25 protein-coding genes are annotated in these 25,283 nt (G+C 65.9%); 14 read left to right on the top strand and 11 right to left on the bottom strand.

All coding sequences use genetic code 11. From position 1 onward, the window contains the following. Positions 1 to 96: 96 nt before the first annotated feature. Positions 97 to 1,905 (top strand): dihydrolipoyl dehydrogenase, encoded by a 1,809-nt coding sequence (gene lpdA / locus N5C18_RS03230; protein ID WP_279943823.1) that lies wholly within the window; start codon positions 97 to 99, stop codon positions 1,903 to 1,905. Between the two features lie 462 nt (positions 1,906 to 2,367). Here the strand turns inward: lpdA and N5C18_RS03225 are convergent, their stop codons facing one another. Beyond that, complete coding sequence (locus N5C18_RS03225; protein ID WP_053509681.1) at positions 2,368 to 3,186, bottom strand: hypothetical protein; 819 nt, start codon at positions 3,184 to 3,186, stop codon at positions 2,368 to 2,370. 460 nt (positions 3,187 to 3,646) lie between these two features. On the opposite strand from N5C18_RS03225, the gene N5C18_RS03220 reads away from it, so the two are divergent. From N5C18_RS03220 to N5C18_RS03180, 9 genes are all read left to right on the top strand, one after another. Beyond that, positions 3,647 to 4,012 (top strand): hypothetical protein, encoded by a 366-nt coding sequence (locus N5C18_RS03220; RefSeq protein ID WP_006471338.1) that lies wholly within the window; start codon positions 3,647 to 3,649, stop codon positions 4,010 to 4,012. Between the two features lie 31 nt (positions 4,013 to 4,043). Continuing rightward, on the top strand, positions 4,044 to 4,844 hold the full coding sequence (gene atpB / locus N5C18_RS03215; protein WP_049466592.1) for a F0F1 ATP synthase subunit A: 801 nt from the start codon (positions 4,044 to 4,046) through the stop codon (positions 4,842 to 4,844). A gap of 73 nt (positions 4,845 to 4,917) precedes the next feature. Beyond that, a complete protein-coding gene (gene atpE, locus N5C18_RS03210; protein WP_005411133.1) occupies positions 4,918 to 5,223 on the top strand; it encodes a F0F1 ATP synthase subunit C in 306 nt (101 codons plus the stop codon). A 106-nt stretch (positions 5,224 to 5,329) separates the two neighbouring features. Next, complete coding sequence (locus tag N5C18_RS03205) at positions 5,330 to 5,800, top strand: F0F1 ATP synthase subunit B (RefSeq protein WP_279944498.1); 471 nt, start codon at positions 5,330 to 5,332, stop codon at positions 5,798 to 5,800. Between the two features lie 2 nt (positions 5,801 to 5,802). Continuing rightward, complete coding sequence (locus tag N5C18_RS03200) at positions 5,803 to 6,330, top strand: F0F1 ATP synthase subunit delta (protein WP_006471336.1); 528 nt, start codon at positions 5,803 to 5,805, stop codon at positions 6,328 to 6,330. Positions 6,331 to 6,374: 44 nt separating this feature from the next. After that, complete coding sequence (atpA, locus tag N5C18_RS03195) at positions 6,375 to 7,922, top strand: F0F1 ATP synthase subunit alpha (RefSeq protein ID WP_008266965.1); 1,548 nt, start codon at positions 6,375 to 6,377, stop codon at positions 7,920 to 7,922. Between the two features lie 97 nt (positions 7,923 to 8,019). Further along, the gene (atpG, locus tag N5C18_RS03190; protein WP_006471334.1) at positions 8,020 to 8,883 is read left to right on the top strand and encodes a F0F1 ATP synthase subunit gamma; all 864 of its coding nucleotides are present in this window, start codon (positions 8,020 to 8,022) and stop codon (positions 8,881 to 8,883) included. 37 nt (positions 8,884 to 8,920) lie between these two features. Then, positions 8,921 to 10,327 (top strand): F0F1 ATP synthase subunit beta, encoded by a 1,407-nt coding sequence (atpD, locus tag N5C18_RS03185; RefSeq protein WP_006471333.1) that lies wholly within the window; start codon positions 8,921 to 8,923, stop codon positions 10,325 to 10,327. Between the two features lie 113 nt (positions 10,328 to 10,440). Further along, positions 10,441 to 10,863: a F0F1 ATP synthase subunit epsilon gene (locus N5C18_RS03180; protein WP_279943822.1), complete on the top strand. Its 423-nt coding sequence runs from the start codon at positions 10,441 to 10,443 to the stop codon at positions 10,861 to 10,863. A gap of 176 nt (positions 10,864 to 11,039) precedes the next feature. On the opposite strand, the gene N5C18_RS03175 is transcribed toward N5C18_RS03180, so the two are convergent. Then, the gene (locus tag N5C18_RS03175) at positions 11,040 to 11,426 is read right to left on the bottom strand and encodes a GtrA family protein (RefSeq protein WP_279943821.1); all 387 of its coding nucleotides are present in this window, start codon (positions 11,424 to 11,426) and stop codon (positions 11,040 to 11,042) included. An 83-nt stretch (positions 11,427 to 11,509) separates the two neighbouring features. Between N5C18_RS03175 and glmU the strand changes: the two genes are divergently transcribed. Continuing rightward, complete coding sequence (glmU, locus tag N5C18_RS03170) at positions 11,510 to 12,877, top strand: bifunctional UDP-N-acetylglucosamine diphosphorylase/glucosamine-1-phosphate N-acetyltransferase GlmU (protein ID WP_279943819.1); 1,368 nt, start codon at positions 11,510 to 11,512, stop codon at positions 12,875 to 12,877. Beyond that, a complete protein-coding gene (locus N5C18_RS03165; protein ID WP_279943818.1) occupies positions 12,846 to 13,379 on the top strand; it encodes a GNAT family N-acetyltransferase in 534 nt (177 codons plus the stop codon). The genes glmU and N5C18_RS03165 overlap by 32 nt, the downstream gene beginning before the upstream one ends. 56 nt (positions 13,380 to 13,435) lie before the next feature. Here the strand turns inward: N5C18_RS03165 and N5C18_RS03160 are convergent, their stop codons facing one another. From N5C18_RS03160 to N5C18_RS03130, 7 genes are all read right to left on the bottom strand, one after another. Continuing rightward, positions 13,436 to 14,788 (bottom strand): HAMP domain-containing sensor histidine kinase, encoded by a 1,353-nt coding sequence (locus tag N5C18_RS03160; protein ID WP_053450858.1) that lies wholly within the window; start codon positions 14,786 to 14,788, stop codon positions 13,436 to 13,438. After that, positions 14,785 to 16,131, bottom strand: a complete 1,347-nt coding sequence (locus tag N5C18_RS03155) for a sigma-54 dependent transcriptional regulator (RefSeq protein WP_279943816.1) — start codon at positions 16,129 to 16,131, stop codon at positions 14,785 to 14,787. The genes N5C18_RS03160 and N5C18_RS03155 overlap by 4 nt, the downstream gene beginning before the upstream one ends. A gap of 121 nt (positions 16,132 to 16,252) precedes the next feature. Further along, the gene (locus N5C18_RS03150; RefSeq protein WP_164241404.1) at positions 16,253 to 16,633 is read right to left on the bottom strand and encodes a PDZ domain-containing protein; all 381 of its coding nucleotides are present in this window, start codon (positions 16,631 to 16,633) and stop codon (positions 16,253 to 16,255) included. A 1-nt stretch (position 16,634) separates the two neighbouring features. Next, positions 16,635 to 17,852: an FtsX-like permease family protein gene (locus N5C18_RS03145; RefSeq protein WP_053450856.1), complete on the bottom strand. Its 1,218-nt coding sequence runs from the start codon at positions 17,850 to 17,852 to the stop codon at positions 16,635 to 16,637. Between the two features lie 20 nt (positions 17,853 to 17,872). Then, entirely contained in the window at positions 17,873 to 19,171 is a 1,299-nt protein-coding gene (locus tag N5C18_RS03140) for an ABC transporter permease (protein ID WP_164241405.1), read from the bottom strand. Between the two features lie 10 nt (positions 19,172 to 19,181). Beyond that, positions 19,182 to 19,907 (bottom strand): ABC transporter ATP-binding protein, encoded by a 726-nt coding sequence (locus tag N5C18_RS03135; protein WP_014038558.1) that lies wholly within the window; start codon positions 19,905 to 19,907, stop codon positions 19,182 to 19,184. 35 nt (positions 19,908 to 19,942) lie between these two features. Further along, a complete protein-coding gene (locus N5C18_RS03130) occupies positions 19,943 to 21,220 on the bottom strand; it encodes an efflux RND transporter periplasmic adaptor subunit (protein WP_049456530.1) in 1,278 nt (425 codons plus the stop codon). 203 nt (positions 21,221 to 21,423) lie between these two features. On the opposite strand from N5C18_RS03130, the gene glmS reads away from it, so the two are divergent. Both glmS and N5C18_RS03120 read left to right on the top strand, forming a co-directional pair. Beyond that, the gene (gene glmS / locus N5C18_RS03125; RefSeq protein ID WP_164241406.1) at positions 21,424 to 23,262 is read left to right on the top strand and encodes a glutamine--fructose-6-phosphate transaminase (isomerizing); all 1,839 of its coding nucleotides are present in this window, start codon (positions 21,424 to 21,426) and stop codon (positions 23,260 to 23,262) included. A 447-nt stretch (positions 23,263 to 23,709) separates the two neighbouring features. Then, positions 23,710 to 24,141 (top strand): CBS domain-containing protein, encoded by a 432-nt coding sequence (locus tag N5C18_RS03120; protein ID WP_053450852.1) that lies wholly within the window; start codon positions 23,710 to 23,712, stop codon positions 24,139 to 24,141. A 67-nt stretch (positions 24,142 to 24,208) separates the two neighbouring features. Here N5C18_RS03120 and N5C18_RS03115 read toward each other — a convergent pair whose 3' ends face one another. Together N5C18_RS03115 and gloA are read right to left on the bottom strand one after the other, a co-directional pair. After that, on the bottom strand, positions 24,209 to 24,637 hold the full coding sequence (locus N5C18_RS03115) for a VOC family protein (protein WP_279943814.1): 429 nt from the start codon (positions 24,635 to 24,637) through the stop codon (positions 24,209 to 24,211). Positions 24,638 to 24,728: 91 nt separating this feature from the next. After that, the gene (gloA, locus tag N5C18_RS03110; RefSeq protein ID WP_053509698.1) at positions 24,729 to 25,244 is read right to left on the bottom strand and encodes a lactoylglutathione lyase; all 516 of its coding nucleotides are present in this window, start codon (positions 25,242 to 25,244) and stop codon (positions 24,729 to 24,731) included. Positions 25,245 to 25,283: the final 39 nt, after the last annotated feature.

The following is a 25,283-nucleotide window of genomic DNA, read 5'->3' as shown; positions in this document are numbered from 1 at the left end:
GCCCCCACCGTGTGGCCGCTGCCCCCTGGCGCGGCCGCCTGAACAGATGCAGTGACAGCCCGCCGGCCACGCCGGCCGGGCACGAGGAAAACCACCATGGCCACGATTGAAGTCAAGGTTCCCGACATCGGCGATTACAGCGATGTGCCGGTGATCGAAGTGTTGGTCGCCGTCGGCGACACGGTGAAGAAGGATCAGGGTCTGGTGACCCTGGAATCGGACAAGGCCACCCTGGAAGTGCCGTCCTCGGCCGCCGGTGTGGTCAAGGAACTGAAGGTCAAGCTGGGCGACAGCCTGTCCGAAGGCGCCGTGGTCGTGGTGCTGGAAACCGAAGGCGCCACAGAAGCCCCGGCCAAGGCCGCGGCACCGGCTCCGGCCGCAGCTGCGCCGGCCAGCAAGCCGCCGGTGACCCCGTCGCACCGCGCCCCGGCTGAACCGGCCGCACCGAAGCCGGCGCTGTCCAGCGGCAAGCCGGCCGATATCGAATGCGAAATGGTCGTGCTGGGCTCGGGCCCGGGCGGCTACACCGCCGCCTTCCGCGCCGCCGACGTTGGCCTGGATACCGTGCTGGTCGAGCGCTACGCCAGCCTCGGTGGCGTCTGCCTCAACGTCGGCTGCATTCCGTCCAAGGCGCTGCTGCACGCCGCAGCGGTGATCGACGAAGTGGCCCATGCCGGTGATTTCGGCGTCGAGTTCGGCAAGCCGACCATCACCCTGGACAAGCTGCGCCAGTACAAGGAAAAGGTCGTCAACCAGCTGACCAAGGGCCTGGCCGGCATGGCCAAGCAGCGCAAGGTCCGCAGCGTGCAGGGCGTCGGTAAGTTTGTTTCGGCCAACGAGCTGGAAATCACTGCCGCCGACGGCAGCACCCAGCTGCTGCGCTTCCAGAAGTGCATCATCGCCGCCGGTTCGCAGGCGGTGAAGCTGCCGAACTTCCCGTGGGACGACACGCGCGTGATGGATTCCACCGACGCGCTGGAACTGGCCGAAGTGCCGGGCTCGCTGCTGGTTGTCGGTGGCGGCATCATCGGCCTGGAAATGGCCACCGTGTATGGTGCGCTGGGCAGCAAGGTCACCGTGGTCGAGTTCATGGACCAGCTGATGCCGGGTGCCGACAAGGACCTGGTCAAGCCGCTGGCCGACCGCCTGAAGAAGCAGGGCATCGAAGTTCACCTGAAGACCAAGGCCTCCGGCGTCACCGCCGATGCCAAGGGCATCACCGTCACCTTCGAAGCTGCCGAGGAAGGCCAGGCGCCCGCGCTGGCGCAGAGCACCTTCGACCGCGTGCTGGTGGCCGTGGGGCGCTCGCCGAACGGCAGGAAGATCGATGCCGAGAAGGCGGGCGTGCAGGTCACCGAGCGTGGCTTCATTCCGGTCGATCGCCAGATGCGCACCAACGTGCCGCACATCTTTGCCATCGGCGACATCGTCGGCAACCCGATGCTGGCCCACAAGGCCACGCACGAAGGCAAGCTGGCCGCCGAAGTGGCTGCCGGCCACAAGAAGGAATGGGTCGCCCGCGTGATTCCGTCGGTGGCCTACACCAACCCGGAAATCGCCTGGGTTGGCGTCACCGAGACCGAAGCCAAGGCCAAGGGCCTGAAGGTCGGCGTGGCCAAGTTCCCGTGGGCGGCCAGCGGTCGCGCGATCGGCATCGGTCGTACCGAGGGCTTCACCAAGCTGATCTTCGACGAAGAGACCCACCGCATCATCGGTGGTGCCATCGTCGGCGTGCATGCCGGTGACCTGCTGGCCGAGATCGGCCTGGCCATCGAGATGGGTGCCGAAGCCGAAGACATCGGCCACACCATCCACGCGCACCCGACGCTGAGCGAGTCGGTGGCGATGGCCTCGGAAATCTACGACGGCACGATCACCGATCTGTACATGCCGAAGAAGAAGTAAGGCGCCCGCGCCGTTCCGAACGAAAAGCCCTGGCTTCTGCCGGGGCTTTTTCGTTGGCTGCAGGAATGTCTTCGGCTGTTGTCATCGCGAGGGTTGGGGCCGCTGCGCGGGAGGCGGGCATTTCGACAAATGTCCCCCGTCGCCCGCCTGCGGCGGTCGCCTCCTCCTTTACTTTGTCGAAACGCCCACCACCCGCGCAGCGGCTCGGCTTGCGGACAGTCGAGAGCAGCTGCCAAAGCCACCCGGGTGCCTGACACGCGGAGGGAGCGGGGGCTGTGTGCGAAGTAAAGGAGGAGGTGCCGGCCGCAGACCGGCGCCGGGGGACATTCGCACGCAGCCCCCGCTCCCTCCAGCGCTCGACCAACCCGCTTCTGCTGTCCTGTCAGGAGTCCACAAAAAAGCGCGGCCCCGATAATCCGGAGGCCGCGCCAGGAGAGAGAGTGCGGTGGAAGGGGCGGGGGATCAGAACACGAAGCTAACGCCTGCGACCGGGCCCTTGAATTCCTGCTTCAGGCCGACGGTGCCGTCGCTGCCCTTCTTGTCCACGTCCAGCTTGAACCAGTCGTAGCCGGCGAACACGCCGAAGTTCTTGGTGAAGCGGTAATCGACGATGGCGTTGGCGCGGCTCAGGTCGCCCTTGTAGTCATCGAAGCTGCCCCAGCGCGTGTTCAGGTACTGGCCCTGCAGCGTGATCATCCAGCGCTCGGACGGGGTGAAGGTCATGCGCGCACCCACCACCGGCGCGATGCCATCGGCCTTCTCGTCGAGGAACTGGCCTTCGTACACGGTGCCCAAGTCGGCATAGCCCTTGGTGCTGACCTTGGCGTACTCGCCACCGATCTGCAGGCCGAGGTCGAAGGTGTCGGTATCGACGACCGAGTAGTCATAGACCAGGCTGGCCACCTGGTACTTCAGTTCACCCTTCACGAAGCTGCCGGCCGGCACGTTCTCGCCGCCGAAGGAAATGCCCTGGTCCAGTGTCTCGCGGCGATCCTTGTCGTACTTGAAGTAGTTGAACAGCAGGCGCTGGCGGTTGCTGATGCGGAACATGCCGTCGATGCGCGGCTCCCATTCCTTGCCACCCAGCTTGAAGTCCTGGTCCAGGGCGATGTCCTGGCCAGCCACGTTGGTCCTGCCGCGGAGCGTGTTGTCCGAATCGATGTTCATCGCACCCAGGCGGATGGCGAAACGGTCGTCGCCTTCCGCGGCGTGGGCGGCATTGGCGAACGAAGCGCCGGCGGCGAGCAGGGAGAGGGCGAGCAGGGTGGGAACGGAGCGCATCGAAGAGTCCTTGCAGTGGTTCATCAGAATGAAGACCACTGTGCCGGACGGCGGCGTCCACCATCCGTGAACGTATGGTCCACGGGATGTGCACGGTTCAGCGCTGTCGCGACGATGCAAAAAGATGGCCCCGGAGCCGGGCTTCGGGGCCATCGTGGGACCTGCGGGGCGAAGCGTCGACGAGGTTGCTGCAGGCAGGTCGAAAGATCGGACCGGCGCATTCGGCGAAAGTTCCGCAGCCTGCGACCAAAGTTCAATACTGCGCTGCAGCATCATGCGGACGTCATTGTCCCTTGGGTGGCACGCAAAAATGTAACCGTTACCGCAACTTGCGGCCTCCCGGGATGAACAGGCAGCGGTTGTCTCGCAAATTGTCCCATTGCTATAATTTGGCGGCTCGATGAGGCCCCCTCTGCTGTAGCCGCCTCAGCCCTCCACTTGCAACCACGCGGGACGTCCTGTGCTGAACTCCGTTGATGCGGGTCGGCGACTGATGCTGCGCGCCGCGGTCTACCCGCTGGCCGCGGTCGCTGTCCTGGCCCTGGCCTTCCTGCTGGTGGGTCCGAAGTATGCCCTCGGCGCGCTGGCGTCCGGTGTGGCCATTTCGGCCGGTGGCTGGGTGGCGGCGCGGATGGCACTGAGCGGGGGAGCGGTGGCCGCAGGTTCGGCGATGGCTCGCCTGATCATTGCGATCGTGGCCAAGTGGGTGGTGGTTTTCGGCGTCCTGCTGGTGGGGTTCCTGGTCTTCAAGCTGCCTGCATTGGCGCTGTTGGCCGGTATCGCCGTCGGCTTGATGTTCCAGGTCCTGGCCATGGCCAGGCGTTGACAGAATTCAATTAACTGAAGGTTCCGGACACATGGCGGGCGAGGCTCTAACCCCTACCAGCTACATCCAGCATCACCTGCACAACCTGACCGCGCCGGTCGGCAAGGGTGAGGGTATGTTCTGGCATATCCACGTCGATACCTTCCTCACCGCGGTCCTGATGGGCCTGGTGATCGTGGTCGCGTTCTGGCTGGGCACCCGCAAGGCCACCGCCGGCGTGCCGGGCAAGTGGCAGGCCTTCGTCGAGATCTGCCTGGAGTTCGTCGACCGCCAGGCCAAGGACACCTACCACGGCAAGAGCAAGCTGGTCACGCCGATCGCCATCACGATCTTCTTCTGGATCCTGATGATGAACCTGATCAAGATGATCCCGGCCGACTTCATCGCCAAGCCGCTGGAATGGGCGGGCATCCACTACTGGAAGCCGGTGCCGACCGCCGACGTCAATGCCACCCTGGGCATGGCCATCAGCGTGTTCTTCCTGATGCTGTTCTTCGCACTGAAGTCGAAGGGCCTGCTGGGCTTCATCAAGGAATTCCTGACGGCGCCGTTCGGCAAGTGGATGATGCCGTTCAACCTGATCCTCAACATCGTCGAGTGGCTGAGCAAGCCGATCTCGCTGGCGATGCGACTGTTCGGCAACATGTTCGGCGGCGAAATCGTGTTCCTGCTGATCTGGGTGCTGGGTGGTGCCGGTTTCTTCGGTGCCATTGCCGGTGGTGCGTTCGGCCTCGGCTGGATGCTGTTCCATCTGCTGGTGATCCCGCTGCAGGCCTTCATCTTCATGATGCTGTCGATCGTGTACCTGAGCCTGTCGGAAGACGCTCACTGAGTTTCAAGCTTCAACGCGTTTCAACCTTCATCCGTTTCATCACCCTTAGCAACTTAAGTTCCTGGAGATAACCATGTACTTCGCCGTCCTGACCAACTTCGCGCAGATTCAGAGCTCCACCGCCCTTGCCGTCGGCATCATGATCGGCCTGGCCGCGCTGGGCGCCGGTCTGGGTCTGGCCATCATGGCTGGTAAGTTCCTGGAGTCGGCCGCCCGCCAGCCGGAACTGATCCCGGTCCTGCAGGTCCGCATGTTCATCACCGCCGGCCTGATCGACGCCGCGTTCATCATCTCGGTCGCCGTCGGCCTGCTGCTGGCCTTCGCCAACCCGCTGTCGGCTGCCTTCGCTGGCGCCGTCACCAAGGCTCTGGCCGGCTGATACAGCGGTTTGAGACGACCGGGTGCTGATGCACCCGGTTTCGGATGAAGGCCGGATGCGCCGCTACGGCGGCGCGTCCACCCCGAAACCAGCGATCGAGCTAACCATGAATATCAATTTCACCCTTCTTGCGCAGGCGCTCGCCTTCGCTGGTCTGATCTGGATCATCGCGACCAAGATCTGGCCGCCGCTGATGAACGCGATCGAAGAGCGCCAGCAGAAGATTGCTGAAGGCCTCGCTGCTGCCGACCGCAGCCAGAAAGATCTGGCCCAGGCGCAGGAGAAGGTCAACGAAGCGCTGAAAGAAGCACGCACCAAGGCCAACGAGATCATCGACCAGGCCCACTCGCGCGCCAACCAGATCGTTGATGCTGCCCGTAACGAAGCGATCACCGAAGCCACCCGTCAGAAGGAACTGGCCCAGGCTGAAATCGACGCCGCCGCCAACCGTGCCCGTGAAGATCTGCGCAAGCAGGTGTCCGCGCTGGCCGTGACCGGTGCCGAAAAGCTGCTCAAGCGCGAAATCGACGCCAACGCCCACAAGGCGCTGCTCGACGAGCTGGCCTCGGAGATCTAAGGATGAGCCAGGCCCTCACGCTTGCCCGCCCGTACGCCCGCGCCGCGTTCGCGACCGCGCGCGACGAAGGCGCGTTCGCGCCGTGGTCGGACGCCCTGGCGTTCTCCGCCCACGTCGCCGCCGACCCGCGCGTGGCGGCCCTGCTCGCCAACCCGGAGCTGGGCCGTGACGACGCCGTCGCCCTGCTGGCGCCGGTGACCCACGGCGAGACCTACTCGCGCTTCCTGGCCATCCTGGCCGACTCGCATCGTCTGCCGCTGCTGCCGGAAATTTCCGGCATGTTCGATGCCCTGCGCGCCGAAGCCGAGCACGTGGTCAAGGCCACCGTGACCTCGGCGGCCGAGCTGTCGGCCGGTGAGCTGGATGCGATCAAGGTCGCGCTGCGCAAGCGCTTCAACCGCGAGGTCGACGTGACCACCGCGGTCGATGCCTCGCTGATCGGCGGCGCCGTGATCGACGCCGGCGACGTGGTCATCGATGGTTCGCTGAAGGGCAAGCTGGCCCGTCTGCAGACCGCGCTCGCTAACTGAATTCATTTAACGTCCGGCCCCGCTGCCGGCACTAGGACTTGACGATGGCAACCACGCTCAACCCCTCCGAAATCAGCGAACTGATCAAGAACCGCATCGAGAAGGTCAAGCTGGCCGCGGAATCGCGCAACGAAGGCACCGTGACCAGCGTGTCCGACGGCATCGTGCGCATCTTCGGTCTGGCCGACGTGATGCAGGGCGAAATGATCGAACTGCCGAACAACACCTTCGCCCTGGCCCTGAACCTGGAGCGCGACTCGGTCGGCGCCGTGGTCCTGGGTGACTACGAGCACCTGCGCGAAGGCGACGTCGCCAAGACCACCGGCCGCATCCTGGAAGTGCCGGTCGGTCCGGAACTGCTGGGCCGCGTCGTGAACGCGCTGGGCGAGCCGATCGACGGCAAGGGCCCGCTGGGCACCGACCTGACCGCTCCGGTGGAGCGCGTTGCTCCGGGCGTGATCTGGCGCAAGTCGGTCGACCAGCCGGTGCAGACCGGTTACAAGTCGGTCGACGCCATGATCCCGATCGGCCGTGGCCAGCGCGAGCTGATCATCGGTGACCGCCAGACCGGCAAGACCGCCATGGCGATCGACGCGGTGATCAACCAGAAGGGCACCGGCATCAAGTGCGTGTACGTTGCGATCGGCCAGAAGGCTTCGACCATCGCCAACATCGTGCGCAAGCTGGAAGAGAACGGCGCGCTGGCCCACACCATCGTGGTGGCCGCGACCGCTTCCGAATCGGCTGCCATGCAGTACATCAGCGCCTACTCGGGCTGCACCATGGGTGAGTACTTCATGGACCGCGGCGAAGACGCGCTGATCGTGTACGACGATCTGTCCAAGCAGGCCGTGGCCTACCGCCAGATCTCGCTGCTGCTGAAGCGCCCGCCGGGCCGTGAAGCCTACCCGGGTGACGTGTTCTACCTGCACTCCCGCCTGCTCGAGCGCGCTGCCCGTGTGTCCGAGGAATACGTCGAGAAGTTCACCGAAGGCAAGGTCACCGGCAAGACCGGTTCGCTGACCGCGCTGCCGATCATCGAAACCCAGGCCGGCGACGTGTCCGCCTTCGTTCCGACCAACGTGATCTCGATCACCGACGGCCAGATCTTCCTGGAAACCGACCTGTTCAACGCCGGCATCCGCCCGGCCGTGAACGCCGGTATCTCGGTGTCGCGCGTCGGTGGCTCGGCCCAGACCAAGATCATCAAGAAGCTGTCGGGCGGCATCCGTATCTCGCTGGCCCAGTACCGTGAGCTGGCTGCGTTCGCGCAGTTCGCCTCGGACCTGGACGAAGCGACCCGCAAGCAGCTGGAGCGTGGCCAGCGCGTCACCGAGCTGATGAAGCAGAAGCAGTACGCGCCGATGTCGATCGCCAACCAGGCGCTGTCGATCTACGCCGTCAACGAGGGTTACCTCGACGACGTGCCGGTCAACAAGCTGCTGGCGTTCGAAGAAGGCCTGCACGCCCACTTCGCCAACACCCAGGGCGAGCTGGTCAGCAAGGTCAACGCCACCGGCGGTTGGGACAACGACATCGAAGGTGCCTTCAAGAAGGGCATCGCCGAGTTCAAGACCACCGGCAGCTGGTAATCGCGGTCCTGTAGAGCGGAGCCACCGGCTCCGCTGGACCAGATGACAAACGGTTGAACAACGCGGGGCATCAGCCCCGCGCCACGGGAAACAAGAGATGGCAAGCGGACGCGAAATCAAAACCAAGATCAAGAGCGTGCAGAACACCCGCAAGGTGACGCGCGCCCTGGAAATGGTCTCGGCCTCCAAGATCCGCAAGGCGCAGGATCGGATGAAGACCTCGCGTCCGTACGCGCAGGCGATGAAGCAGGTGATCGGCCACCTGGCCCAGGCCAGCACCGACTACCAGCATCCTTTCCTGGTCGAGCGCGAGCAGGTCAAGCGGGTCGGGTTCATCGTGATCTCCTCCGATCGCGGCCTGGCCGGCGGCCTGAACAACAACCTGTTCCGCAAGATGCTGGGCGAAGCCAAGGCATGGCAGGACAAGGGTGCCGAAGTGGATCTGGTGACCATCGGCCAGAAGGCATCGACCTTCTTCCGCCGCGTGAAGGTCAACATGGTCGGCAGCGTGACCCACATCGGCGACGTGCCGAAGCTGGAATCGCTGATCGGTGTGATCAAGGTCATGCTCGACGCCTTCACCGAAGGCAAGGTCGACCGCGTGTATCTGGTCTACAACCGCTTCGTGAACACCATGACGCAGAAGGCCAGCTTCGATCAGCTGCTGCCGCTGCCGCCGGCTGAGAAGCAGGTCGCTCACCACGACTGGGATTACCTGTACGAACCCGATGCCGCGACCGTGCTGGAGCACGTGATGACGCGTTACATCGAGTCGCTGGTGTACCAGGCACTGCTGGAAAACGTCGCCTCCGAGCATGCCGCACGCATGGTTGCGATGAAGGCGGCGAGCGACAACGCCAACAAGCTGATCGGCACCCTGCAGCTCGTCTACAACAAGGCGCGCCAGGCAGCGATCACCCAGGAAATCTCCGAAATCGTCGGCGGCGCGGCAGCAGTCTGACCGCGTTCGTTCAAAGCACACATTAGAGGATGCAGCAATGAGTCAGGGCAAGATCGTTCAGATCATCGGCGCGGTCGTCGACGTCGAATTCCCGCGTGAGTCGGTGCCGAAGGTGTACGACGCACTGAAGGTCGACAACACCGAAATCACCCTTGAAGTCCAGCAGCAGCTGGGCGACGGCGTGGTGCGCACCATCGCCCTCGGTTCCACCGATGGCCTGAAGCGCAACCTGATCGCCACCAACACCAACCGCGGCATCTCCGTGCCGGTCGGTGCTGGCACCCTGGGCCGCATCATGGACGTGCTCGGCCGTCCGATCGACGAAGCCGGCCCGGTGGCCGCCAGCGACAGCTGGGAAATCCACCGTGCGGCCCCGTCGTACGAAGACCAGTCCCCGGCCACCGAACTGCTGGAAACCGGCATCAAGGTCATCGACCTGATGTGCCCGTTCGCCAAGGGCGGCAAGGTCGGCCTGTTCGGCGGCGCCGGCGTCGGCAAGACCGTCAACATGATGGAGCTGATCAACAACATCGCCAAGGCGCACAGCGGTCTGTCCGTGTTCGCCGGCGTGGGTGAGCGTACCCGTGAGGGCAACGACTTCTACCACGAAATGAAGGACTCCAACGTCCTCGACAAGGTGGCGATGGTGTACGGCCAGATGAACGAGCCGCCGGGCAACCGTCTGCGCGTCGCCCTGACCGGCCTGACCATGGCCGAGTACTTCCGCGACGAGAAGGACGAAAACGGCAAGGGCAAGGACGTCCTGCTGTTCGTCGACAACATCTACCGCTACACCCTGGCCGGTACCGAAGTGTCGGCACTGCTGGGCCGTATGCCGTCGGCCGTGGGTTACCAGCCGACCCTGGCCGAGGAAATGGGCGTCCTGCAGGAACGCATCACCTCGACCAAGAACGGTTCGATCACCTCGATCCAGGCCGTCTACGTTCCCGCGGACGACCTGACCGACCCGTCGCCGGCGACCACCTTCGCCCACCTGGACTCGACCGTCACCCTGTCGCGTTCGATCGCCTCGCTGGGTATCTACCCGGCCGTCGATCCGCTGGACTCCACCAGCCGCCAGATGGACCCGCTGGTCATCGGCCACGAGCACTACGACACCGCCCAGCGCGTCCAGCAGACCCTGCAGAAGTACAAGGAACTGAAGGACATCATCGCCATCCTGGGCATGGACGAACTGTCCGAAGAAGACAAGCAGGCCGTGTCGCGCGCCCGCAAGATCGAGCGCTTCTTCAGCCAGCCGTTCCACGTGGCCGAAGTGTTCACCGGTTCGCCGGGCAAGTACGTGCCGCTGAAGGACACCATCCGTGGCTTCAAGGCCATCGTCGATGGCGAGTACGACCACCTGCCGGAGCAGGCGTTCTACATGGTCGGCGGCATCGAAGAAGCGGTCGAGAAGGCCAAGAAGATGGCCGAGAAGGCCTGATCCGGGACGGGCGGGAGCGATCCTGCCCGACCTGACGCCGGTGCCGGGCAACCGCCTGCACCGGTGGACTCCCACGGTGGCATTGCGCCGCCGCGAACAGCGAAGAGATTTGCATGAGCACGATCCGTTGCGACATCGTCAGCGCCGAGCAGGAAATCTTCCGTGGCGAAGCGACCCTGGTCGTGGCCACCGGTGAGCTGGGCGAACTGGGCATCGCGCCCAAGCACGCGCCGCTGATCACCCGCCTGAATCCGGGCAAGGTGGTGGTGACCACGCCGAATGGCGAGCAGCTGGATTTCGCCATTTCCGGCGGCATCCTGGAAGTGCAGCCGCAGGTGGTGACCGTGCTGGCCGACACCGCGATCCGCGCACAGGACATCGACGAAGCCTCGGTCCGCAAGGCCAAGGAAGAAGCCGAGCGCATCCTGGCCAACCGTGGTGAAGCCATGGAAATTGCCGAAGCCCAGCAGAAGCTGGCCGAGGCCGTGGTGCAGCTGCAGGCGCTGGAGCGCCTGCGCAAGACCCTCAAGCACTGAGGTTCGCGCTGCACCCACGAGAACGCCGGCCCTGCGCCGGCGTTTTTGTTGGTGCCGACCGCACTGGGTAGAGTCGACCATTGGTCGACTATCGCGCGCAGCGCGGGGCTTTCGCGGCCTGATCGAAAGGCAGTCGACTGACAGTCGACTCTACAGATCCGGATCCCCACCTCGTATCAGCGATACACCACGTAGCGCATCAGCAGGAACGAGACTGCGGCCAGCCCGCCTTCCACCAGCGGCTTGGCCAGCCAGGCGTACTGCAGGCCCAGCGCATGGTCCGCGGCCGCTACCAGCAGCGTGCTGGCGGCGGTGAGCAGCAGCCACAGTGGCAGGAAGCGCGCGAAGCGGTGCCAGCCCAGCCGTTGCTGGCCGTCGGCCGTGGCGAAGGTGATCCGCCCGTTCAACCAGAAACCCAGCAGCATGCCGGCCACGCGCCCGGCCAGGTTGCCAGGTACCACCGGCAGGCCCGCCGCCGTGGCCAGCACGAACACCGCCCAGTCGAGCAGCAGCTGCAGTGCGCCGATGACGAGGTAGGCGCTTCCCTGGCGGAGCAGGCTCATGGTTGGGGTGAGGACGGGCAGGCCCCCATGTTAGCGGCCCACGCACTAGAATCATCGGCAACGAACCACAGATTGCCGTTGCCATGACCCAACCCCTGCACGTCATCATCCTCGCCGCCGGCGCGGGCAAGCGCATGAAATCGGTGCTGCCGAAAGTGCTGCAGCCGATCGCCGGCGAGCCGATGCTGGCACATGTGATTGCCGCGGCACGCGAGCTGCAGCCTGCCGCCATCCACGTGGTCTACGGTCATGGTGGTGAAGCGGTGCGGCAGCACTTTGCGGGCCAGCCTGACCTGCAGTGGGCCGAGCAGGCCCAGCAGCTCGGCACGGGCCATGCGGTGGCGCAGGCAATGCCGCAGGTGCCCGATGCCGCACAGGTGCTGGTGCTGTACGGCGACGTGCCGCTGATCCGCGCGCAGACCCTGCGCGACCTGCTGGCGCAGCCGGGCCGCCTGGCGGTGCTGGTCGCCGAGGTCGACGATCCCACCGGCTACGGCCGCGTGCTGCGCGATGCCGAGGGCAAGGTCGGCTCGATCGTCGAGCAGAAGGATGCCACTGACGATCAACTGCGCGTGCGCACGATCAATACCGGCATCATCACGGCCGAGTCGACCGCACTGCGCCGCTGGCTGTCGCAGCTTTCCAACAGCAATGCACAGGGTGAGTACTACCTGACGGATGTCTTCGCCTTTGCTGCCCACGAGTACACACCGGCCGAGATGGCGCTGGTCGCCGACGCGCAGGAGGCAGAAGGCGCGAACGATCCCTGGCAGCTGTCGCAGCTGGAACGGGCCTGGCAGCGGCGCGCGGTGCGTGCGCTGTGCGCGCAGGGGGCGCGCGTGCGTGATCCGGCGCGGCTGGATATCCGCGGCACCGTTACCGTCGGCAGCGATGTGCTGATCGACGTCGATGTCGTGCTGGAAGGCAACATCGTGCTCGGCGATGGCGTCACCGTTGGCCCGTTCAACCGTCTGAAGGACGTCAATCTCGGGCCGGGCACGGAAGTGCGCGCACACTGCGATCTGGAAGGCGTGGTCACCGAGGGCGCTGCGCTGGTCGGCCCGTTCGCGCGCCTGCGCCCAGGTACCGTGCTGGCCGATGGCGTGCACGTCGGCAACTTCGTCGAAACCAAGAAGGTCACCCTCGGCGTCGGCAGCAAGGCCAACCATTTGACCTATCTGGGCGACGCGGTCATCGGCAGCAAGGTGAACATCGGTGCCGGCACCATCACCTGCAACTACGACGGCGTGAACAAGTCGACCACCACCATCGGCGACAACGCGTTCATCGGTTCCAACAGCTCGCTGGTGGCACCGGTGACCATCGGCGAAAGTGCAACCATCGCCGCCGGTTCGGTCATCACCCGCAACGCGCCGGATGGCAAGCTGACCCTGGCACGCGCACGGCAGGAAACCATCGATGGCTGGAAGCGCCCGCTCAGGAAGTCCTGAGCCCCGCGTTCCGCACGCCGATGAACTCGGCGTGCTGCCGGGCATCGAGCAGCGCGCTGGCGAGGTGTTGAAGGGCCACGAGGCCTATCCCGTGTTCGCGGGTCATGGGCTGGATCTGTCGACACTGCGCGAGGGCCTTCAGCGTGGTCAGCTATGGGTCGTGGATGCCGCCGGGGGCGGCATTGCCGGTTACCTGCTGGCGGGCGAGCTGTGCGGTGAATTCCATGTGCTGCAGATGGACGTCGACCCGGTGCATGCGCGTCGCGGCCATGGCCGTGCGTTGCTGCGGCATGCATTGGCGCAGGCCAGGGCCTCCGGCTTTGCTGCAGCGGTGCTGACCACCTTGAGCGACGTGCCGTGGAATGCAGCTTTCTATGCCAGCGAAGGGTTCGACGTAGTGCCTGAGGCGCAGTGGAACGACGGCCTGCGCACCGTCATGGCCGAAGAGGCTGCGCTCGGGTTTCCGATGCACCTGCGGGTGGCGATGCGACGGGTCTGGTAGGGGCAGACCTCGGTCGGCACATCCACGCATGGCGTGGATCCACCCCATCGATCCACTCAACCCGCCGGCAGCAGGATCGACACGCACAACCCGCCATCGCCGCGATTCTGCAGCGACACCCGCCCGCCGTGCGCCTCCACGATCTCGCGGGTCAGCGCCAGCCCCAATCCGGTGCCATTGCGCTTGGTCGAATAGAACGGCATCAGCGCGTTCTGCAGTACCTGCTCGTTCATGCCCTTGCCGCGGTCCAGCACGTCCAGGCGCAGCCATTGCGGCAGCCGTGTCAGCTGCACCTGCACGTCATCGTTGGGCGGATCGGCTTCCGCGCAGGCTTCGTGCGCGTTCTTGAGCAGGTTCAACAGTGCCTGCCCGAACTGCGCGATGTCGATGCGGCTGCTCAGCGCCTCGTCCGGCTCGCGCTCCATGGTGAACGGAATCTGCTGGCGCAGGCTGGACAGGAACGGCGCCCAGTGCACGGTCTGCAGCTGTGGCTGGGGCAGCTTGGCAAAGCGCGCATAGCCACGGATGAAGCCCTCCAGGTGGCGCGCACGGTCTTCGATGGTGGTGAAGATTTCCGGCAGCCGGTCGAAGCGTTCGCGCTGCACCAGCACGCCGCCGGAATGGGCCAGCGAAGCGATCGGCGCCAGCGAATTGTTGAGCTCGTGGCTGATCACCCGGATCACCTTCTTCCAGGTCTGCACCTCCTGGCGGCGCAGTTCGGCGGTCAGCAGGCGTACCAGCAGCAGGTCGTGCGGGCGGCCGTTGAGCTGGAACGCGCGGCGTGAGAGGTGGTAGACCTGCTCGTCTTCCTCGTCGCCGTCCTCGCCTTCGGCATGCACCGCGAACAGGCTGTCGCCGCCGCGGGCGATCGCGTCGCGCAGCTCCACCGGCACCTGCTCCAGCACATCCTCCAGGCGCTGGCCTTCCAGCTTCCAGCCGCCGTGCAGCAGCTTGCGCGCGGCCAGGTTGGAGAACACCACGCGGGCGATGCCATCGCCGCCGGACGCGATCAGCAGCATCGCCACCGGCGTGTTCTGCACCATGGTGTCGAGCAGCAGTTCGCGCTGCACCAGCCCTTGCCGCTGCGCACGCAGCACATCGCCCAGCTCGCGGTGCGCCTGCACCAGGTCGCCCAGCTCATCATTGCCCGGCCAGTGCACGCCGAAGTTGTACTCACCATCGCGGTAGCTGCTGGTGGTGCCGGAGAGCGCGCGCATCAGCGAGCGCACCGGTGCGGTCGCGCGGCGCAGGGTCCACCACATCAGCGACAGCAGGACCAGCGTCGATACCGTGGTGATCACCCAGCCGTGATCCATCCAGTACGCCAGCAGCCACGGCAACGCGGCAGCCAGCGCCAGCACCGGCAGCAGGCGCAGGAACAGGCGGAAGGTGAACGAGCGCCGCTTCATTCGCGCGGAATGCCGTGGCGGTCCATGCGCCGGTACAGCGCCTGGCGGCTGAGCCCGAGCTCGGCCGCGGCCTGCGCGATCACGCCATGGTTGCGTGCCAGCACATCCTCGATGCGCGCGCGATCAGGATCATTGCCGGCACCCGGTGCCGGGCGCGGTGCCGCCGCGGTGCGCGGCAGGTTGAGGTCAGCCACTTCGATGCGGCTGCCGGTGGCCAGCAGCTGGGCGCGCTGGATCACATTGCGCAGTTCACGCACATTGCCGGGCCACGGATGCCGCTGCAGCGCCGTGGCCGCGGCACTGGACAGTGACTTGTCGGAGGCCAGGAAGCGCTCGGCCAGGGGCACGATGTCGCCCGGGCGTTCGGCCAGTGGCGGCAGCACCAGTTCCACCGTGTTGAGGCGGTAATAGAGATCTTCGCGGAAGGTGCCGTCGCGGATCATGGCCGGAAGGTCGGCATTGGTCGCACTGACCACGCGCACCTTGACCTGGCGCTCGCGGTTGGAGCCCAGGCGCTCGAAACGGCCGGTTTCCAGCACGCGCAGCAGCTTCATCTGCCCGCCCAGCGACAGGTTGCCGATCTCGTCGAGGAACAGGGTGCCGCCGTCGGCCGCTTCGAACTTGCCCTCGCGTGCCTTGTTGGCGCCGGTGTAGGCACCGGCCTCGGCGCCGAACAGTTCGGCTTCGATCAGTTCCGATGGCAACGCACCGCAGTTGACGGTGATGAACGGGCCCTTGGCCGCCAGCGAATTGGCCTGGATGATCTGCGCGATCTTCTCCTTGCCGGCGCCGTTGGGACCGGTGATCAGCACCGGCAGCTCCGAGCGCGCGACCTGGCAGGCCAGGGCGATGACACGCTCGCTGGCCGGGTCGGCGAACACGGCGCCGCACAGGTCGTACTTCTCTTCCAGTGCGTTGCGCTGGCGCAGTTCACGGCTGCGACGCCGGTCCAGTTCGCGACGCGCCTCGGACAACTCCAGCAGGTTGTTGACCGTGGTCAGCAGCTTGCGGTCGTCCCACGGCTTGGCCAGGTAGTCGGCGGCACCGGCCTTGACCAGGTCCACCGCGCTGCTCAGATGGGTCCAGGCCGTGAGCAGGATCACCGGCAGGTCCGGGTGGCGTTCGCGGATCTGCGCGAACAGAGCCTCGCCTTCCTCTCCGGACGTGGTGTCCTCGCTGAAATTCATGTCCTGGATCACCAGGTCGACCGGCTGCGACTCGAGCAGTGCCAGGCCCTCGGTCGGGCTCTGTGCCTGCAGGGTGTCGATGTCGTGCAGGGAGAACAGCACGTCCAGCGCGGTACCCACGCTGGCGTTGTCGTCGATGATCAGGATCGAAGGCATCAAGCGGTTCTGCAGAAAGGGATGGGCGGCGCCGTTGGAGCCGTTCGTGTCCACACGCCGGGAGAGCCCGGCGCCACCCATCAAGCATAGCCAAACCCGTGGCCGCAGGCGCGGTCCAGGCTTACCGCGGCGGAGGAGGCGGTGGCGGCGGCACCGGAGCAACCAGTGCCAGGCGCCAGGCAGCCGCATTCACCGGCACGGTCAGTTCGCGCCTGTCGCGGCGCAGCAACAGGTAGGCGGTGGGGGCGGTGGAGTGGCGCAGGGCTTCGGTCAGATGCTCGATCCTGCGCACGGCGGTGTCATCCACGCGCAGGATGCGGTCACCGCTGCGCACGCCGAAACGGGCGTCGGGGGCAGCGGCTTCCACCCGCACCTGGCCTTCGGTAGAGCGCAGCGCCAGCCGTGCATCCTGCTGGCGCCACTCCAGCGTCTGCGCGCTGCTGCTGCCGGCCAGGGCCGGCAGGGATGGAAGCAGCATCAGCAGCAGCCAGCAGGCGCGCATCTCAGGCGCCCCGGGTGGCAACCGCCGGCGGCACCGCTGCGGCACGCCGCGCCGGCCCGAACACCGCGATCTGGCCCAGTGCCCACAGCAGCAGCGCACCCAGTGGCAGGTAATACAGCGGCATGCGCGGCAGCTCGTACATGTTCATCAGGGCGAGGTTGATGGCGTAGGCCGCCAGCATGCCCAGCACGATGCCCAGTGTGGCCAGCAGGAAGTTCTCGGTCTGGAAGTAGCGCAGGATCTGCCCGCGGGTAGCGCCGAGCGCGCGGCGGATGCCGATCTGCTTGCTGCGCTGCTGCACCCAGAAGCTGGCCAGGCCGATGATGCCCAGCGCGGTGACCACCAGCAGCGAGATGCTGACGGTGATCAGCAGGCCGACCATTGCCCGGTCGTTCTTGAAGAAGTCCTTGCGCTGGTCCTCATAGGTCAGCTTGTCGCGCATCAGCCGGTTGGGGTCGATGCGTTCCAGCGCCGCGGCCGCAGCATCGAGTACTTCCTGGCGCCGTGCCGGATCGGTCCGCAGCACGTACGTGCCGCCTTCATCGAAGGACCGCTGCAGCGGCAGCAGCATCGAATTGGTCCAGTTGTCGTTCCAGCCATTGGGCGTGCTGAGCGTGTCGACGATACCGACCACGTTCAAGGGTTGCTTGCCCATGTAGTAGGTCTTGCCCAGCGCGCTGCCGTTGGGCTCCATCTTCGCGGCGGTGCTCTGGGTGAGGATCACCGGGACGGCCTTCTGCTTGGCACCGCCCTTGGAGGCTTCCTTGAACTCGATGTACTCGCCGGGAAGGAAGTCGCGGCCTGCGATGAGGTTGATTCCCATCGTGCCCAGGCCGCCTTCGGACAGGGTGTACATCGACGCATTCGTGGTCGGGCGCTCCTGGTCGACCTCGCGGGAGATGCTGCTGCTGGACGAGCCGTTGCGGAACGGCACCTGGTTGATGATGGTGGCACTGGTGACGCCGGGAATCGCGCGCAGTGCCGCCAGGTCTTCGCGGGTGCGTGCCATGGCATTGGTCTGCTCGCCGATGCCGCTGACCCGCAGCATCACCAGTTCGTTCTCGGCGATGCCGCTGGGCATGCTGATCTTGTCGACGCGCTGGCTGACCAGGAACAGTGCGTTGCAGACGATGGCGCAGGTCAGTGCGACTTCCAGCACGATCAGGGCGGCAGCGGTCTTGTGCCGGCGCAGGGTGCTGAGGATGGGGCGGATGTCCATGGGAGTCCTCGTTCTCGTGCTTACTGCGACTTGAGCTGGATGGCCGGGGTGACCTGCATCGCACGCCAGGCCGGCAGGAAGCCGGCGGCAAGGCTGGCGAACAGGGTCAGGCCCAGTGCGAGCAGCAGCATGCTGCCGTCCAGATGAGCGAGCTGGGCGTAGTCCACCGGTTGCTGGCGCACCGCGTACAGGCCGAGCAGGGCCAGCCCGATGCCGAGCACGCCGCCGACCACGCCGACCGCACCGGCTTCGACCAGGCACTGCAGGAAGATCTGCCCACGGCTGGCGCCCAGGGCGCGGCGCACGCCGATCTCACCGCTGCGGCGCAGGAACTTGGCCAGCAGCAGGCCCACCGTGTTGACTAGGCAGACGCCGAGGAAGCCCAGCGCCAGCCACAGCTGCAGGCGCACGTCGCTGGGCACCGCGCCGTTGAAGTCCAGCCATTCCATCACGGTGCGCAGGCGCACGTTCGGCGGGTGCTTGAAGCGGCCGGCCTCACGCTGCTGGGTCGAGTAGTTTTCCAGGTAGCGGCGGTAGTCGGCGGCCTTGGACGGGTCCAGTTCCACCCAGTACTGCAGCCAGGCGCACGGTGCATTGAGCGAGTAGCTGTTGCCGTCGGGGTTCTCGCCGAAGCAGTTCATGTTGCCGTTGTTGCCGAGCTTCAGGTCGAACGAGGTGGAGATCGGCAGCAGCAGATCTTCGTCCTTGCCGTAGCTGCCGGTGGTCAGATCGTAGAAGTGCGGCTCCGGGCTCCACTCCTTCATCACGCCGACCACGCGATAGCTCTGGCCTTCCATGCGCACGTCGCGCCCCACGCTGTTGGCACCCTGGAACAGCTTGTCGTTGAGCGCCTTGGAGATGACCACCACGCGGGCGCGGGCGTTGTCATCCTCGCGCGTCCAGGGGCGACCGTACTGCATGGGTACCTCGAACATCGGGAAGAAGTCGGCCGAGGTCCAACGGGTGTCGATGCTGAAGGGCTTGAGCGTGCTGTTGTCCGGCTCGATGGTGCCGCCGCCGCCGCTCATCAGCGCCTGGCGCTCACCCCTGGCTTCGCGCAGCAGCGCTTCACCGTCGAAGCGGGTCAACTGGGTTTCCGGCTCCTCGCCGGCGACATAGGCGCCGGTCGCGGCGTCGAGCTGCACGTAGAACAGCCGGTCGCTCTTGCCGGGAATCGGGTCGCCGGACAGTACGTGGAAGACGGTCAGCGTGGTCATCGAGGCGCCGATGCCGAGTGCGATGGCAACCACCATCAGCGCGGTCAGGACCTTGTTGCGGCGGAAGCTGCGCGCCGCCAATCGGGCGTAGTAAGCGAACATGGTCGGGCCCTCACTCGTTGACGGCGACGATGTGGCGCGGCGGGGTGGCCAGCACCGGCTCGCGTACCAGGTCGGTCACCTGGCCGTCGACGATGTGCACGTTGCGCTGCGCGCGCGCGGCCAGTTCCGGATCGTGGGTGACCATCACGATGGTGGTGCCGGCGGCGTTGATTTCCTCCAGCAGCTCCATCACGCCACGGGCCATCTGCGTGTCCAGGTTGCCGGTCGGTTCGTCGGCCAGCAGCAGGCGTGGGCTGCCGGCCAGGGCGCGTGCGATGGCCGCACGCTGCTGCTGGCCGCCGGACAGTTCATTCGGGTAGTGCTTCATGCGCGAGCCGAGGCCGACCTGGGTCAGTGCCTTCTCGATGCGTTCGCGGCGCTCGTTGGCGCTCATCTTTCGGTAACGCAGCGGCACGTCGACGTTGTCGAACAGGTTCAGGTCGGGGATCAGGTTGAAGCCCTGGAAGATGAAGCCGATCTTCTGGTTGCGCAGGCGGCTGCGGGCATCGTCGCCCAGCGTGCTCACGTCCTGCCCGTCCAGCATGTAGGTGCCGCTGGTGAAGGTTTCCAGCAGGCCGGCGATGTTGAGGAAGGTGGTCTTGCCGGAGCCGGACGGGCCGGTGACGGCGACGAACTCGCCTTCCTTGACCTGCAGTTCCAGCGAGCGCAGTGCGTGGGTTTCCACCTGTTCGGTACGGAAGACCTTGGCGACCGAACGCATTTCGAGCATGTACATGGGGTGTCCTCTCTCCAGGATTCAGGTATCAGGTATCAGTTGACGGAGACGCGTTCGGCGTCCTTGAACAGGTCGCTGCCGGAGACCACGATGCGGTCGCCCGGCTGCACACCCGACTTGATTTCCACTTCGCCCAGGCTGCTGACGCCCAGTTCCACCGGACGGCGCACGGCGGTGCGGCCATCCATCACGTAGGCCATGCCGTTGCCCTGTTCGACGAACGGGCCACGCTCCACCTTCAGCACGTTCCTGCGGGTATCGAGCAGCACGCGCACCGACATCCGCTGGCTCTGGCGCAGGCCTTCCGGCTGCGCGCTGGCGAAGCGCACGCGGGCGTTGACCTCGCCGTTGACCACCTCCGGCGACACCGCGCTGATCTCGCCCGGGAACGGCTGGCCGTTGCCGCCGGTCAGCTGTGCGGGCATGCCGATCGCCAGGTCACGGGCGAAGCTCTCCGGAACCTTGATCTCGACTTCGAACTTGGACAGGTCGACCACGCCCAGCACCGGCGCGTTGGCGGCGAGGTTGGTGGACTGGATCGCCTGCACCTGGCCGACCTGGCCATCGAACGGCGCGCGCAGGGTCAGTGCATCGACCTGGCGCTGGACTTCGGCCACCACGGCCTTCTGGCGATCGGCCAGCAGCCGCTTGTTGCGCGCGTCCAGGTCGGCGCCCTGACTCTGCAGGCGTGCATCAGTGGTGGCGTTGGCCAGAGTGATGTCGGCCTTCTTCAACGAGTCCTTGGCCTTGGCCAGGTCAATCTGCGGCACCGCGCCGCCGTCGTAGCCACGCTGGTAGCGCTGCAGGTCGCGGTCGGCGGCCTGCCGCTCGATGGTGGCCTGGTCGGTTTCCTTGCGCGACTTGGCGCGAGCCAGGGTCGCATCCAGCGCGGCGCGGCTGGCCTCGGCTTCCAGGCCGGCCAGGGTGGCCTGTTCCTGGGCCAGTTTGCTGCGCAGTTCCGGGCTGTCGATGATGGCCAGTTCCTGGCCCTTCTTGACCACGTCGCCGGCGACCACCTTCAGGTCCACGGTACCGGCCGAAATGGCGTACAGGATCGGGCTGTTGGCGGCGATCACCCGGCCGTCGGCGGCGATGTCGCGGACCAGGTCACCCCGCTTCACTTCGGCGATGCGCACGCGGCTGCTGTCGAAGGAGCGGCTGGCGTTGGACCAGGCGTGCACGGCCCAGCCGATGCCGGCCAGCAGCACGAGGGCACCCGCCGCCGGCCAACGGTAGCGGTGCCAGTTGGCGCGGGTGGCGCTGGCCGGTGCGGAGGAAACGATCTGGTCCTGGGCGGAAGTGTCGCGGATCATCGGATGCGTGCCTTGCGGTGGTAGCCAGTACCAAGCACGTAGCGTGCCAACTTTATTCTGTTTCAGATCAACGGCTTGGCGGACTCGCCGCGGTGTCCGGGTGTCCGCGGACACCTTTCCGGACACTTTCATTAAGCGGACAGGAGGGGGACGCCGGACACGCAGGCTAGAATGCGCCGATCGTCTTCAAGGAAACGCGTGACATGTGTGGAATCGTGGGTGCGATCGCCGATCGCGATGTGGTGCCGGTGCTGATCGAGGGCCTGAAGCGACTTGAGTACCGCGGCTACGATTCCTCGGGCATCGCCGTGATCGACCAGGGCGAACGGCCCGAGGTGCGTCGCGTGCGCCGTACCGGTCGTGTGTCGGAAATGGCCACGGCAGCCGAGGCTGAAGGCTTCAATGCGGTGCTGGGCATCGGCCACACCCGCTGGGCTACCCATGGTGGCGTCACCGAGGCCAACGCGCACCCGCATATCAGCCAGGGCGTGGCGCTGGTGCACAACGGCATCATCGAGAACCACGAAGAGCAGCGCGAAAGGCTGCGCGCGCTCGGCTACACCTTCGAATCCCAGACCGACACCGAAGTCATCGCACACCTGATCCATCATCACCTCAAGGAGGGCGATGACCTGCTGCTGGCGCTGCAGCACACGGTGAAGGAACTGACCGGTGCCTACGCACTGGCCGTGGTCAGCCGTGCCGAGCCGGAGCGCTTCGTCTGCGCGCGCATGGGCTGCCCGCTGCTGATCGGCCTGGGTGAAGGCGAGAACTTCGTTGCCTCCGATGTCTCGGCGGTGATCTCGGCCACCCGCAAGGTGATTTTCCTGGAAGAGGGTGACACGGCCGAGATCCGCCGCGACGGGGTGCGCGTCTTCGACGAGCATGACCAGCCGGTCGAGCGCGACGTGCATCTGTCCGATGTGTCGCTGGCCTCGCTGGAGCTGGGCCCGTATCGCCACTTCATGCAGAAGGAAATCCACGAACAGCCACGTGCGCTGGGCGACACCATCGAGGCGGCGATCGACGCCGGTGGCTTCCCGGCCGAGCTGTTCGGCAAGACCGCCGAAGCGGTGCTGTCGGGCATCGAAGGCGTGCAGATCATCGCCTGCGGCACCAGCTATTACGCCGGCCTGACCGCGCGCTACTGGATCGAAGCCATCGCCGGCCTGCCGTGCAGCGTGGAGATTGCCAGCGAGTACCGTTACCGCGCCGCCTATGCGAATCCGAAGCACCTGATCGTCACCATCTCCCAGTCCGGCGAAACGCTGGATACGATGGAAGCGCTGAAGTACGCCAAGTCGCTGGGCCACAAGCACACGCTGTCGATCTGCAACGTGCCGGAAAGTGCGATCCCGCGCGCCAGCGAGCTGGTCTGTTACACGCGCGCCGGTGCCGAGATCGGCGTGGCCTCGACCAAGGCCTTCACCACCCAGTTGGCCGCGCTGTTCCAGCTGACCGTGGTGCTGGGCAAGCTGCGTGGCCGCATCGACGCGGCGCAGGAAGCGGACTACCTGGAGCAGCTGCGCTTCCTGCCGGGCAGCGTGCAGCACGCACTGAACATGGAGCCGCAGATCGCGGCATGGGCCGAGCGTTTCGCGCGCAAGAGCAGCGCGCTGTTCCTGGGCCGCGGCCTGCACTACCCGATCGCGCTGGAAGGCTCGCTCAAGCTCAAGGAAATCTCCTACATCCACGCCGAAGCCTATCCGGCGGGCGAGCTGAAGCACGGCCCGCTGGCGCTGGTGGACGAGGACATGCCGGTGGTGGTGATCGCCCCCAACGACAGCCTGCTGGAAAAGGTGAAGTCGAACATGCAGGAAGTGCGCGCCCGGGGTGGCGAGCTGTTCGTGTTCGCCGACCAGGACAGCAATTTCAACGAGTCCGAAGGCGTGCACGTGATCCGCACGCCGCGCCACGCCGGCGTGCTCAGCCCGATCGTGCACACCATTCCGGTGCAGCTGCTGGCGTACCACACCGCACTGGCGCGTGGCACCGACGTGGACAAGCCGCGCAACCTGGCCAAGAGCGTGACGGTGGAGTAACGCCGGCTGCTCGACCTGGATGCGGTACACGAAGGGGGCCCATGCGGCCCCCTTTCGTTTGCGCCGGTAACCGCATCAAGTGGGACAGCCGCCGGTCGTTCTGTCCGCCTGCGGCAGGGCGCGATCAATCTTTAATGCGCAATGCCGCCTGTATTCAGCGGCGGTTTCAGCCGCGGTGCCATTCTCTGGATCGTCGCTTGGTTCCCACGACGAACTGTCCTATCGATGCCGGTAGTGACCGATGGTCGCAGTCGTAGAATCGATCTGACCGAGGCATGGGTTGAGCGGTTGAGCCCACCTCGTTCGCGTTGCAGTACGTCGCCTGCCGATGCATCTCCCAGGGCAGGCACGTGCGCCAGACGTGCGCTGAAAGGTCTGTTCCCGGGGAGGGGGCGTATCGGAAGAGCACACTTTTTTGACTTCAGTGACCTGCACCAGGAAACAAGAATGAACGTCCGCGAACTCCTGCAATCCAAGAAAGAAGCTGTCATCACCATCGACGCCGAAGACACCATCGGTGCCGCCGCCCACAAGATGAGCGCGAACAGGATCGCTGCGCTGGTGGTGATGAAGGACGATGCCCCGGTCGGCATCATTTCCGAAAAGGACATCGTGCGTACCCTGGCCGATGACGGCCCGCAGGCCGGCCGCCGGGTGATTTCCAGCGTGCCGACCACCGGCCTGGAAGGCATTGCGCCGGAAGCGACCCTGAAGCAGGCCATGTCGTTGATGACGTACTCGCGGCGCCGTCATCTGATGGTCACCGAGGGCACCCGCCTGGTCGGCATCCTCAGCCTGGGCGACATCGTGAAGAACCTGCTGGGCGAGCTCGAGCTGGAAAAGGCCGTGCTTCAGGACATCTACATGGCCGCCCACTGAGGGCTGCAGTGCTGGAAGCAGAGAAGCCGGGCATTGCCCGGCTTCTTCGTTCATGGCATCGGTGAAATCAGAAAGTGACCTTCACCGAGTCGGCGCTGTAGCGGGCCGGACCGTGATAGACCACTTCGATGTTGTTGCCGTCCGGATCGAGCACAAAGGCGCCGTAGTAGCCCGGGTGGTAGGGGCGTTCGCCGGGCGCGCCGTTGTCGGTGCCGCCGGCGGCGATCGCGGCGCTGTGGAAGGCATCGACGGTGGCGCTGTCGCGGGCCTGGAAGGCCAGGTGGTGGCGGCCGGTCAGCTGGCCGGCGGCGGCCTCGCTGCTGGCGCTGGAAACGAACAGCTCATCGGCCCAGAAGTAATCTCCGCCTTCGCCGGCGATCGGCACGCCGATCGTATCGAACACCGCCTGGTAGAAGCGCCGGCTGGCGGCCAGGTCGCGTACGACCAGCTGGATGTGGTCGATCAGTCGCCCGCGGTGCAGTTCCATCGTTTCCATACCAACCTCGCAAAAAAGGGGACGGAGGGAATTAAGTCGCTTCCGGCCAATAGTGCCAGAAACGGCTTAATCCCCTCCGTCCCCTTTCTGGTCAGTTGGCGATGATTTCGACCCAGTAGCCGTCCGGGTCCTTGATGAAGGCCAGGTTCTTCATGCGGCCGTCGGTCAGGCGCTTCTGGAAGGTCACGCCGAGGTCCTCGAAGCGCTGGCAGGCGGCTTCGATGTCCGGCACCGACACGCAGATGTGGCCGAAGCCGCGCGGGTCGCTGTTGCCATCGTGGTAGACCGGGCCGTCCTGGGCCTCGGTGCCATGGTTGTGGGTCAGTTCCAGCACGCCCGGCAGGCCGGCCATCCACAGGCGGCGCTGGGCGTCGTCTTCCGGTACCACCGCGCCGGCCGGCACGTAGGCCAGGAAGTACAGGCTGAACTGGGCCTCCGGGAAGTCGCGCTTGTCGATCAGCTGGTAGCCGAGCACGCGGGTGTAGAAGTCCAGCGAGGCGGTGATGTCCTTCACCCGCAGCATGGTGTGGTTGAACACGAAGCCGCGGGTTTCGGCCGGGGCCTGGGCGGCGACGCCGGGGACATCGCGCAGGGCGGGAATGGTCATGGGGGAGATCCTTCAGACAGGGCCGTTGCCGGCCGGATG

This window comes from Stenotrophomonas sp. GD03930 (genome assembly GCF_029839665.1).
GTDB classification, from domain to species: Bacteria; Pseudomonadota; Gammaproteobacteria; order Xanthomonadales; family Xanthomonadaceae; genus Stenotrophomonas; species Stenotrophomonas forensis.
The sequence above is the reverse complement of the archived record's forward strand: the minus strand, read 5'-3'. Positions and strand labels throughout refer to the sequence as shown.